Source organism: Desulforegula conservatrix Mb1Pa (genome assembly GCF_000426225.1).
Taxonomy (GTDB): Bacteria; Desulfobacterota; Desulfobacteria; order Desulfobacterales; family Desulforegulaceae; genus Desulforegula; species Desulforegula conservatrix.
Window position 1 is genome coordinate 1 of sequence record NZ_AUEY01000101.1, and the last position, 11,277, is coordinate 11,277.

Annotated in this window: 12 protein-coding genes and 1 other RNA gene; 4 read left to right on the forward strand and 9 right to left on the reverse strand. The window is 43.3% G+C overall.

Features of this window, described 5'->3' with window-relative positions:
- Nucleotides 1-329 (reverse strand): IS5/IS1182 family transposase (locus K245_RS0119280; RefSeq protein WP_027360508.1); only part of this gene is annotated, 329 nt, incomplete at its 3' end.
- Between the two features lie 447 nt (nt 330-776).
- Nucleotides 777-3,494, reverse strand: coding sequence for a pyruvate, phosphate dikinase (gene ppdK, locus K245_RS0119290; protein WP_027360510.1), 2,718 nt, complete (start codon nt 3,492-3,494; stop codon nt 777-779).
- A gap of 391 nt (nt 3,495-3,885) precedes the next feature.
- On the opposite strand from ppdK, the gene K245_RS27445 reads away from it, so the two are divergent.
- The 4 genes from K245_RS27445 to ssrA all read left to right on the forward strand — a co-directional run bounded on the left by K245_RS27445 (nt 3,886) and on the right by ssrA (nt 6,906).
- Entirely contained in the window at nt 3,886-4,155 is a 270-nt protein-coding gene (locus K245_RS27445) for an HPr family phosphocarrier protein (RefSeq protein ID WP_084156439.1), read from the forward strand.
- Nucleotides 4,156-4,161: 6 nt separating this feature from the next.
- On the forward strand, nt 4,162-5,922 hold the full coding sequence (ptsP, locus tag K245_RS0119300) for a phosphoenolpyruvate--protein phosphotransferase (protein ID WP_027360511.1): 1,761 nt from the start codon (nt 4,162-4,164) through the stop codon (nt 5,920-5,922).
- Nucleotides 5,923-6,025: 103 nt separating this feature from the next.
- Nucleotides 6,026-6,484: an SsrA-binding protein SmpB gene (smpB, locus tag K245_RS0119305; protein WP_027360512.1), complete on the forward strand. Its 459-nt coding sequence runs from the start codon at nt 6,026-6,028 to the stop codon at nt 6,482-6,484.
- Between the two features lie 70 nt (nt 6,485-6,554).
- Nucleotides 6,555-6,906: a transfer-messenger RNA gene (gene ssrA, locus K245_RS27450) on the forward strand.
- 227 nt (nt 6,907-7,133) lie between these two features.
- Here ssrA and K245_RS0119310 read toward each other — a convergent pair.
- The 7 genes from K245_RS0119310 to K245_RS0119350 form a co-directional block, all read right to left on the reverse strand.
- The gene (locus K245_RS0119310; RefSeq protein ID WP_027360513.1) at nt 7,134-8,378 is read right to left on the reverse strand and encodes a site-specific integrase; all 1,245 of its coding nucleotides are present in this window, start codon (nt 8,376-8,378) and stop codon (nt 7,134-7,136) included.
- 3 nt (nt 8,379-8,381) lie between these two features.
- On the reverse strand, nt 8,382-8,522 hold the full coding sequence (locus K245_RS27875; RefSeq protein ID WP_156906854.1) for a hypothetical protein: 141 nt from the start codon (nt 8,520-8,522) through the stop codon (nt 8,382-8,384).
- 9 nt (nt 8,523-8,531) lie between these two features.
- Nucleotides 8,532-8,921 carry a hypothetical protein gene (locus tag K245_RS0119320; RefSeq protein ID WP_027360514.1) on the reverse strand — a complete coding sequence of 130 codons (390 nt, stop codon included), beginning with the start codon at nt 8,919-8,921 and terminating at the stop codon, nt 8,532-8,534.
- A 183-nt stretch (nt 8,922-9,104) separates the two neighbouring features.
- Nucleotides 9,105-9,284 carry a hypothetical protein gene (locus tag K245_RS0119330; RefSeq protein ID WP_027360515.1) on the reverse strand — a complete coding sequence of 60 codons (180 nt, stop codon included), beginning with the start codon at nt 9,282-9,284 and terminating at the stop codon, nt 9,105-9,107.
- Between the two features lie 97 nt (nt 9,285-9,381).
- Nucleotides 9,382-9,858 (reverse strand): helix-turn-helix domain-containing protein, encoded by a 477-nt coding sequence (locus tag K245_RS0119335; RefSeq protein ID WP_027360516.1) that lies wholly within the window; start codon nt 9,856-9,858, stop codon nt 9,382-9,384.
- A 720-nt stretch (nt 9,859-10,578) separates the two neighbouring features.
- On the reverse strand, nt 10,579-10,968 hold the full coding sequence (locus K245_RS0119345; RefSeq protein WP_027360518.1) for a hypothetical protein: 390 nt from the start codon (nt 10,966-10,968) through the stop codon (nt 10,579-10,581).
- Nucleotides 10,969-10,991: 23 nt separating this feature from the next.
- On the reverse strand, nt 10,992-11,277 hold a 286-nt coding region (locus K245_RS0119350; protein WP_027360519.1), incomplete at its 5' end, for a transposase.

The window sequence follows — 11,277 nt, forward strand, 5'->3', positions numbered from 1 at the left end:
CTAAAAAGCCAGATCGTCTTGGAATCGGGAACTTTATCGCCTGCATCAATTGAAAGAAAACGCATAAAGGACAATCGGTCTAAAATCTGATATTCAATCCCATCATCAGAAAGGTTGTAAAGAGACTGTAAAATCAGTATTTTAAACATCAGGATAACATCATACGGTTTTGCGCCCGCGTTGCTCTTTCGAGCCTTCACAAAAACATTACTCAAAACAGAACGAAAATCCTCCCATGGAATCACCTTATTCAATTCAACTAATGGATCTCCATTCTTGTCAATTCTCGTATAGCGCTCTTTCCAGTCAAATAATCCAAGCTGCTTCATTGTCTAATTTGCTCACCATATTCATAAGTTAATATGGTTGTCTTATAACATATTTTTACTTGTTGAGTAATTAATAAAACAATTTTTAGAGATTCTCTTAAGGGGTAAAATATGTAAAATAGACTGTTATTATAATAAAATCATAAAGCTTAATATGGACTTAAGGAGCTTTATGAAAAAAAGTACCCCAAGGAAATTAAGATCGCAAATGATTTGCTTTATTGACTGCCAATACTGTCAACGTCGCAAAAAGCTCTACTATCGTCATTCTGGCGCAGGCCGGAATCCAGAATTGTTTGAAAATACAAAGATGGCAGATCAATTCCGGCATGACGCAGTTGTCATTTTTTAGTTTTTGGTACTCCATCAATATTTGACTGGGACACAGCCTAATAAAAAAAGGCCGCCATTTTGGCGGCCTTTAGTTTAAAAAGCTAATTTTGAGTTTTACTTTGCTTCCATTATTGCTGCCTGGGCAGCAGCAAGTCTAGCAATTGGTACTCTGAATGGTGAGCAGCTTACATAATCGAGTCCTGCTTTGTAACAGAATCTTACTGATGCAGGGTCTCCTCCCTGTTCACCACATATACCAATTTTAATATCTTTTCTTGTTGCTCTGCCTCTTTCGACAGCTATTTTAATAAGCTCGCCAACTCCGCTTGTATCAATGCTCTGGAAAGGATCCACTCCAATAATACCTTTTTCAAGATAATCATTCATGAATCCGCCAGTATCATCACGGCTGAATCCGAAGGTGAGCTGGGTCAGGTCGTTTGTCCCGAAAGAGAAAAATTCAGCTGTTTCAGCCATTTTATCGCCAAGCAGGGCTGCCCTTGGAGTTTCAACCATTGTTCCATATTTGATATTTATGGATTTTAGACCGTGATTGGCATAGACTTCCGGATAAATCTGATCAAATATAATTTTGGTGATGTTCAGCTCTTTAACATCACAGGTAACAGGAACCATTATTTCAGGAATCGGGTTCTTTCCTTCGTTAATGAGTTCAGCAGCACTTTCGAGTATTGCCTTTAACTGCATTTTTGTGATTTCAGGGTAGGTTATGCCAAGGCGCACACCTCTGTGCCCCATCATCGGGTTTGTTTCCTGTAGAGCATCACAGCGTTTTCTGACTTCAGCAAGATCGATGTCGAGAACCTTTGCGAGTTCAACCTGCATATCCTTCATGTGCGGAACGAATTCATGCAGAGGTGGATCAAGAAGTCTTATGGTTACAGGCATTCCATTCATTTCTTCAAGCGTGTTCTTGATGGTCGACTTTACAAAAGGATAGAGATCTTCAAGTGCAGATTCTCTTTCTTTTTGATTTTCGCTGAGAATCATTTTTCTGAGAAGGAAGAGCGGCGCTTCTGAGTTTGCACCGTAAAACATATGTTCTGTTCTGAAAAGGCCGATGCCTTCTGCTCCGAACTCTTTTGCCTGACGAGCATCTTCAGGGGTGTCGGCATTTGCTCTTACACCCATGGTTCTTGATTCATCAACCATTTGCATGAATGCTGCAAGACGCGGATTTTTGGTTGCGTCCATCATTTTTATTCTGTCTTCGTAAACAAGTCCTCTTGAGCCGTTGAGGGTTATAATATCTCCTTCAACATAGGTCTTGCCGTTTACTTTAAGCTTCTTGGCCTTTGCGTTAATTTCTAGGGCTCCGGCTCCTACTATGCAGCATTTTCCCCAGCCTCTGGCAACAAGTGCAGCATGGCTTGTCATGCCGCCTCTGGCTGTGAGTATGCCTTTTGCCGCTCTCATGCCCTCAACGTCTTCAGGGCTTGTTTCTTCACGGACAAGAATCGCGCTTCTGCCCTGTTTGGTCAGTTCGACCGCATCCTCAGATGTAAAAACTATTCTACCCTGAGCTCCTCCAGGTCCTGCCGGCAGACCCTTGGTGATGAGAACCGCGGTCTTTTCAGCCTCTGGATCAACTATCGGATGGAGAAGCTCGTTAAGCTGGAGAGGCTTCACCCTCATTATTGCTGTGTTTTTATCAATCAGGCCTTCTTCAAGCATATCCATCGCCATATTGAGTGCTGCGGTACCTGTTCGCTTGCCCACGCGGCACTGGAGCATGAAGAGTTTTTTGTCCTGTATTGTGAACTCGATATCGAGCATGTCCTTGTAGCGCTTTTCAAGTGTATCTCTTACATTGTCAAGCTCTCCGTAGACATCAGCTCCCATTGCATCAGACAGCGACGGCAGGTGGTCATTCTGGTCGTTTTTTGTTTCATTATTCAGGGGATTTGGGGTGCGGATTCCAGCAACAACGTCTTCACCCTGGGCATTCGGAACCCATTCACCATAAAACAGATTTTCACCTGTTGCAGGGTTTCTTGTGAAGGCAACACCTGTTCCTGAAGTGTCTCCCATATTTCCAAACACCATGCTCTGTACTGTGACAGCAGTGCCCCAGTCATCAGGAATGTTTTCTATTCGGCGGTAAGATTTAGCTCTTTTACCGTTCCAGCTTTTGAAAACAGCTCCGATGGCTCCCCATAGCTGATCTTCAGGGGTATCCGGGAATTCACTGCCAAGAGTTTCTTTGACCCTTAGTTTGAACTGTTCACAGAGGACTTTGAGTTCCTCGGTTGAAAGATCTGTGTCAGATTCGTAGCCTCTTGCCTTCTTGACTGCTCCAAGCATTCTGTCAAGCTGGGCTCGTACCCCATGTCCGTCTTCAGGTTCAATCCCCTCAGCTTTTTCCATAACAACGTCAGAATACATCATTATAAGTCTTCTGTACGCATCATAAACAAAACGTTCGTTTCCGGTTTTCTTGATGAGTCCAGGAATGGTGCTGGAGGCAAGGCCGACATTAAGCACGGTTTCCATCATGCCTGGCATGGACTGGCGTCCGCCTGAACGGCATGAGACAAGGAGAGGGCTTTCAGGGTCACCAAATTTCATGTCCATGATTTTTTCAACCATGATCATGGCTGCTTGTACTTCTTCCTGAAGCTGGTCAGGATAAACTCCACCTGAATTCAGGTATTGATTGCAGCATTCGGTGGTGATGGTGAAGCCTGGCGGTACAGGCAGCCCGATTTGGGCCATTTCAGCAAGGTTGGCACCTTTGCCGCCCAGAAGTTCTGTTTGGGAAGCATCTCCTTCGGCTTCGCCGTTTCCGAAACAGTAAACAAATTTTTTCATCACTCAACCTTTCTTTTTTTTCATGCCCGCCGTCCTCATCAGGCGCGGATCGGAGGAAAACTTCAATAATACAACACGTAAAATTTGAAATTATTTATAATTCCAATATTTTGAAGTTGTATATAAGTAGAATGTGCCGAAAATACACCTTTTGGTATTGCTTCCTGATTTTTATGTCAAGAAATTATTAATATTTTTAAAGTGTTGTTCTGTGTGTGGTCAAACCAGTATTGTTGTCTTAGGAGAGAATTATTGTATTTTCATGCTCATTTTTGATGATTCATTATATTTTTTGTGGAGTCGGTTCAGTTTGACAGTAACGCATATAAAGTGTTATTTTCAAAAATTAAGATGATTTGTTTTTTTAAATTTAATTTTATGAGGTAGTGTTATCGAAGCGCTTTCCAGGACATTTCTGGTTCATAATAAGCTTGGTCTTCATGCAAGGCCCGCAGCTTCCATTGCAAAGCTTGCCCAGCAGGCAAAATCAGATATATGGCTTATAAAGGGTGATGAAAAGGCAGATGCTGCAAGCATAATAGATATACTTACGCTGGCTTGCACACAAGGAACTACAATAAAAGTCGAAATTACCGATCATAACGATACGAGCATTCTTGAAAATATAGCAAGTCTTTTTGAAACCAGTTTTGGCGAGTAGGACAAAATGCCTAATTCAGTACCTGAAATCAGACTGGCAGGGTTCAGTGGTTCTCCCGGAGTTTGTATAGGCCAAGCCTATATAATCGAAAAGAAGGGCCTTGATGTAATAGAAAAATACCATATTCAGCCAGAGGCAAGATACAAAGAAGTCAACAGGCTGAAAAAAGCCGTACGAAAAGCCAAGGAAGAGTTGCAGCATCTCATTGCCTCTACATCGACCCAGGTGAGGGACCATGTTTATATTCTTGAGGCTCATATGGCCATGTTCAAGGATAAGATGCTTTACACCCAGGCTATAACTGCAATAGAGAAAGAAGGCCTTAACGCTGAGTGGGCAGTTAAGAAGGTGTCCGAGTCTGTTAAGTCGATTTTCAGGGAGATTCCTGATCCATACCTCAGGGAAAGAGCTGATGACATAACCCATGTTTCTGAACTGATTCTTCATAATCTTGTATGTGCTGAACCTGTTAAGATTAGCAGTATAGACAAACGGGTCATTCTTGTTGCAAGGGATCTTTCTCCGGCCGAGACTCTCCAGATCCAGCTTGATAAGGTTAAGGGCTTTGTCACTGACGGCGGAGGCAGGGCTTCCCATGCTAGTATCATTGCAAAAAGTCTCCAGATTCCATCTGTGCTTGGGTGCGGAGATGCCATGAGGCTGATTCAGAGTGATGATATTATAATTGTAGATGGTATCAATGGCCTTGTTATTATCCATCCCTCGGATCGTACGCTTGAAACATATGAGAGACTTAGATCCAGGTACGAAAAACACAAGGCGAGTGTAAATCGGAATGCTCATCTTCCGGCAGCCACCAACGATCATGTCACCATAAGAACCAAGGCGAATATTGAGCGTCCAGAAGAAATAGTTCAGGTGAGAGACTATGGCGGGGACGGAATAGGTCTGTTTCGTACGGAATTCATGTATATTGAAGGTGCTGGTTTTCCGAGCGAGTGCGAGCTTTTTGAAAGATACAGGGAGATAGCCGAATTTATGTCTCCAAATCCCGTTACTTTTAGAACGCTTGATATTAATGGCGATAAAATAGTGCCTGGTGCAAATATACAGCCTGAGGAGAATCCGGCCCTTGGTCTCAGAGGAATCAGATTCTGTTTGAAACGCCAGAATTATTTTATGGATCAGATTAAAGCCATACTTAGGGCCAGTGCTTATGGTGATATTCGTATTCTTTTTCCAATGATTTCGAGCATGGAAGAAGTCCTGGAATCAAAAAAACTGCTTGCCGAAGCAAAGGACTCACTCGCAAAAGAAGGCGCTAAATTTAATCCTGATATGCCTGTCGGCATAATGATAGAAGTCCCCTCAGCCGTAATACTGGCAGATGAACTTGCCAAAGAAGTTGATTTTTTCAGCATAGGAACAAATGACCTGATACAGTATGCCCTTGCCATTGACAGAGGCAACCCCCAGGTTGCCTATCTATATGATGCTATGCATCCGGCGATTCTCAGAATGCTTAAAATGGTTGTGGATGTTTGCAAGAAGCATAATATTGAGGTTTGCATGTGCGGAGAGATGGCGGGCGAGATTCAGAATCTGCCGCTTGTTTTGGGTCTTGGAATGGATGAACTGAGTATTAATCCTCCTTTTATTCCTGAAATTAAAAATATAATAAGAGCAGTTAGCCAGAAGGAAACGCGTGCTTTTGTTGAAGAAGCTCTCAAACTTACAACTTCTGAACAGGTATATGATCTTGTTCAGGAAAGATATGGCCATCTTTTCAGGCTTGAAAACGCTTAATTATTTATGCTCTGATATTATTCCGGCTTGCCAGAATAATATCCGGTCTTATAATTATGTACTAATGATATTTTGATAGTAATGGGATACCCGGAGACAAAAAGTGAAAGGCTCAGGCAAGAAAACAATAGCTGATAACAGAAAAGCCCGTCATGAGTATTCCATTGAGGATGATTATGAAGCTGGGATGGTTCTTCAGGGGACAGAGGTTAAGTCCCTTCGAAACGGACAGGTGAACCTGTCCGATTCATATGCGAAGATCATCAAGGGCGAGGTATTTGTTTATCAGATGAATATAAGTCCGTATAAATTTGCCTATTATGACAATCATGACCCTTTAAGGCCGAGAAAACTGCTTCTTCATAATTACGAGATCAAGAAGCTCATCGGCAAGATAAACGAAAAAGGCTACTCCCTGATACCTTTGTCACTTTATTTTTCAGAAGGAAAAGTGAAGATGAAGCTCGGACTTGCAAGGGGTAAGAAGCTTCACGATAAAAGGAACACAATTAAAGAGAGAGATGCCAAGAGAGAAATGGACAGGATTAAAAAAATCAGGTAGTACCTTCCTTGACAAAAAATGTCCCAGGGCATAATGATTAAATAGGAAGTATTATTTTGTTCTTTGAAATGGGGGCGTACCGGTTTCGACGGGGACGCTGAAGTATTAGTTGCATACCGAGCTTGCTTGCACCTCGTAAAACTGTGGGCAATAATGTAATCGCAGACGATTATAATTACGCTGTAGCTGCTTAAGCAGCTTCCGTTCTGCCAGGCTCTCCCGCAGGCCTGGGTCAGGACGTCGACTCGCGGGAAAGCGGAAAACTGAGACCCTGGCTTTTTTTCGTTAAACTTACAGGGCGTGCCAAATGAAAATCCAGCCTGAAGGAGTTTCACGCGGCGAGATTCAAAATTTAGGCTAAGTATGTAGACGCTCGTATGGATGGTTTTCGGACGCGGGTTCGACTCCCGCCGCCTCCACCACTTGATATTAATAAAATCAAATGGTTATCTCATTTTTAATGCACCAAAAACATGTGCAAAAGTTGTGCAAAATCCGAGCGGGTTTTGTGCAGAAAAAATGGGTAAAAAAGTTAGGCTCTGAAGTTAGATTTCAGAGGTTGTGGTTCTTGAAAAAAAATAAAAGAGGGCATCAAAATTTTTGATGCCCTCTTTGTATTTTGGGAGAAACGGCCGTAAATTATTTACTTCTATTTTTTCTTTTTTAAAGGAATAATTTTCACGTTATCCTTTTTAAGTTTGCTAGTAATTTTTGCCATTTCAAAAGCTGACGAATCCTGAACCTGACAATAGCGGTCAAACGCTTTATTGGTTTCGTGGCCGGATGCTTTTCTTGCTCCGTCGCTACCTACTGCCCGCGCAAGCTCGGTTGTTGTGGTGTGCCTTGTCCCGCCGTAGAGATCCAGACCTTCGACGCCTATGTTCTTGCACGCTTTTTGCCACCATATTCTGAAATATTTTGGCCCGAACTGTTCGCCTGGAGTTGTTCCTGAAATATTCCCATGATGCCTGAAGAACGGCATTTCAGGAAGGCCGGTGAATTTTGAGCGGATATCCTTCCAGAGTTCCGCATGTTCTTCAAGCAGTCTGACTGTTTTTATTTTGTTTCTTGCTTTGGTCGGATGGTGGATGATTATCATCTGGTGCTTGTCGTCATAATCACATTCCCTCAGCCTCCGCAGATCATCAGGTCTAAGTGATGTGTAGCTTGCCAGAAGTTCTATGCCGAACCAGATCTTCGGATTGATTTCATATGAAATTTTTTTAACTTCTTCAATTATACTGCCCTGGGTTTCAAAGTCGGTGATTGTCCTGTATGCCAGTTCGTATTTGATTTCAGGGAAGCCCGGCATCTGGGCAAGGGTGATAACGCCGCGCCGGAGTATCCACTTCCAGAAATCGGAAAGGGTGGATTTGTAATTGTGCCGTGTCTTTTCGGAAATGTCTTTGATTCCGAATAAAAAATCCTCGATGTCTGCGCCGTTGATGTCTTTGACATTGGCCTGACCCCAATATTCAACGGCCTTGTTTATATAATTGCGTACATTGCTGAATGATTTCAGATTTTCTTTTCTCTTCAGATACTTTTCCGCAAGGGTTTTAAACCCGAAAGGTTTGTCTTTCTGATAATCTCTTGCATCGAAAGAGCCTTCAGATTCCTTGTATCTTAATCCATTCAGAAACTGAGCTGCGGCCTGATATGAAGTGAAGTTTTTGAAGACCGTATCAAAACGGACATAGAAACGGGTCGCCGCAACTTTAGGATGTTTGTCACAGAAGCATCCGCCTTTGCGCTCGATGTGCTGGAGTTTTCCGCCACAGATGTGGCAGGTCTGTCTGGTGTAAATATTGCCTTTCACACATATCCCTCCCGGTGTATAACCGGCGGGATTGTATATCAGTTTTTTTGCTAAAGGCAATATTTCAGTTTTCATGGCTTATGCCTGGATATCTCGTTTTTCAAACTGATTGGCTATTACGGCTTTTTTCAACAAGAGTGAAACAGCCCGATGAACAACAAAGTCAGGACGCTTGCGTCTATCGAATAAAACAGGCTGATTTTCCTTTCGTCTGTCCATGAAACCTCCTTAGCAAGCCATTTCGTTTTCGAGCCAGTCCTGGGACTCGGCGTTTCTGTTTTCACAATTCTCGCAGATTAGGTCTTTTTTCTGGGTTGCGGCGGAAGTCACGCAGCCCCAGTATTTCGGGCATTTTATATTTCTGTACGGAGCCATTTTTGAATATTCCGCATCCTCCCTTATTTCCGGTGTTTTTCTTTGCCTTGGTTTTCGGGCATTCAAATTCGGTTTGTGGTTTTTGAAAAGCTCGTCGAGTTTTGAAACCAGAAACGATCTGGGCAATTTTGATCCGGATTGATTACTCACAGCCGGGAGTTTGTGATTCGACACAAACGAGGTGACTGTTTTGTATGGGATGCCTTTCATGTCTGAATATTCCTTTAAAGTTGCAGAAGTCATGAGTCCTCCTCTTTATTGGTTAAGAGATCGGCCAAAAAATGGGCTGATCTATGATTACAAATTTTGCGGCTGTCGGCCTTTCTGGTTTACACATCATGCTTATTAAGAACGGATCACTGTTCGAGGCCGACTTGGTTGGCTGGGTTTGCCGCTTCACCCCAAGGAGTCGTGATCCGGGAATGCTTATTTGAATTCCCCCTCACCCCGGCCCTCTCCCCCGAAGCGGTGGCGAGGGGGATTAACGGAAGATGTCATTTTATTTAATTTCTGAGATTCTATTTTTCTGACGAGCAGAGGCAGGATTATATAATGGTAAAGCTTTGTTATTTCTTCGATGGTTGCCTTGTTCGGATTGCTTTTCATGATTCCCTCCGATTGAGCGTGCTTCACCTGTTTCCCTGTGCCCCCACAGCCCCGGGTTTTTGGCTCGCCGCCAGCTCGATTAAAAAAAAGTTAAAAATTATTTAGAGAGTTTCACAACCCTCGAGTCGTTCTCGATTACAGCATCAACATCATTTATTTCCCTGCGTACCGCATCAATTGCCCTTTCGATTTTTGATCTTTCCATCGGAGTTATTTTGCCGTCCGCTTTTGCCGCCCTTATGGTCATGAGCAGTTCCGAGACTGCGATGTGAACGTCTCCGCATTCTTTTTCGATATCCCCGACAACTGGCGAGTGATCCACCGGAACAAGATCCCAGCCATCGGGGCAGAGGAATTTTTTCACGTCGTGATCGCCGTTTGTGGCTATCAGACATGCCTGGATGAATTTCAGATTCACTTTCAGGCGGTTGTCCAGATAGTCGTAAACCGTTCTCTGGCTAAGACCCATTACCTCGGCAATCTTCCTGACCGTGCTGCCGTCTTCCTTGCGGTTCATGGCTATCAGTTTAAGCTCGGCCGCGATTTCTTCTGGGTTTGATACGCAGATGCTCATGGTTTAATTCCGTTTAAAGTGATGTTGAAATCGTTTAAAAAACTGTTTATGTTGCACAAGTCTCGTCTTTGTTTCAGGAGGGCGTTGCCGCGCCCTCTATTCGTTTTTTTCTCAAGAGAGCTGCCTGAATAATCAGGTTTCAGAATGCATCACGAACCATAAGAAGGCATAAGTTAATGTTATTACGTCTAAAAAATCGTCTATTAGCTTTTCTTCGAAGACTATGGGGTTCTTTCGAGCGCAATCTATTATCGTATATAGTGGCTTCGACCGGTCTTTCCGGGATAGTAGCCGCCAAATTAAAACTGCTCGGACATACAGCATATGAATTAATGACGTGGCAAACAGACACGTATGTATTGTTGTTGCTGTGTCCATTATTTTACCTCCTTGGTATGTTTAACGAGAGATCCAGATGGATCCCCAAAAATCAGCCGATTAGCGTTACCAATGAAGACCTGATACAGGTTGGAAACTTCTGCTGGAAGATCACCACATACACGGACAACAGCTTTCATATTGATGAAATCCCTTATTGTATCCGCCACGACACAAGATTAGTCGAATACTGGCCTTTATATGCTTGCCCAGTTGGCGACTCTTGCCATCATGTTAGCCAGTCAGACCTCAAGGTGTTGCGTCAACAAGCTCGCAGTATTATTGAAGCTGATTTGCGTGAGTTTAGGGCTGCAAATGCATAAAAACGAACATTACTGATCCTTACAGATACCGCCTCGGGTTCTCAGGATCGCGGGGCGGTTCTGGCAGCCAGTCCGGCAACACTTCATCAAGCAGAGCCTTAATAGCCTCGAGGCACTGTTCCTTTGATTCCACAGCGTAAACTCTTCCCATGTATTTAGTGTGATATCTGGTGTATTGGATCCTCATCGCAAAAGGATGAAAACTTCGGATTGTTATTTCAGTGAAAAGAACATTTTTTAATCCCCACGGCAGCCCAGTATCCGGGTCAATGCAGAGGTCTTTCTGATGCTTGAATTTCCTCTCAATATCGGCAGCAAGGATAGCATCGTAATCATTTGGCAATACTGAGATAGAATCAGTTTTTTCCGAAACCAAGGCCTTCTTGTCTGCATTTTCGATTCCGTTCATGTTTACCTCATTAATTGATCTGATTACCACTCTGCTTCAGCCATAGAAAGCATGGTTGATGGCATGGGTGGAGTCCTAAGAGCAACATAAATCAGTCTGTGAATCATGGACGGCAGATCATATCGGCGATTGAATCTGTACTGAAATTCTGCCAGGTACCGCGGAACATGCTTGCGATTAATTGCATGATAAGTACCTTTGAGCGCATTTTTTAAGTTACCAAGTATTATATTGACCCATTTGAAGGATGGATGCTCTACAGCTGCTTTACCACCTCCAGTAACATGGGGTTCGTGCTGGAAACCAGCG

Bases quoted from the DNA above. Each gene is read 5' to 3' on its own strand.
- K245_RS27875 (WP_156906854.1), bottom strand. From the start codon at position 8,522: ATGGACAGACGAAAGGAAAATCAGCCTGTTTTATTCGATAGACGCAAG.
- K245_RS0119345 (WP_027360518.1), bottom strand. From the start codon at position 10,968: ATGAACGGAATCGAAAATGCAGACAAGAAGGCCTTGGTTTCGGAAAAA.
- ptsP (WP_027360511.1), top strand. From the start codon at position 4,162: ATGCCTAATTCAGTACCTGAAATCAGACTGGCAGGGTTCAGTGGTTCT.
- K245_RS0119330 (WP_027360515.1), bottom strand. From the start codon at position 9,284: ATGAAAAGCAATCCGAACAAGGCAACCATCGAAGAAATAACAAAGCTT.
- K245_RS0119310 (WP_027360513.1), bottom strand. From the start codon at position 8,378: ATGAAAACTGAAATATTGCCTTTAGCAAAAAAACTGATATACAATCCC.
- ppdK (WP_027360510.1), bottom strand. From the start codon at position 3,494: ATGAAAAAATTTGTTTACTGTTTCGGAAACGGCGAAGCCGAAGGAGAT.
- K245_RS0119335 (WP_027360516.1), bottom strand. From the start codon at position 9,858: ATGAGCATCTGCGTATCAAACCCAGAAGAAATCGCGGCCGAGCTTAAA.
- K245_RS0119320 (WP_027360514.1), bottom strand. From the start codon at position 8,921: ATGACTTCTGCAACTTTAAAGGAATATTCAGACATGAAAGGCATCCCA.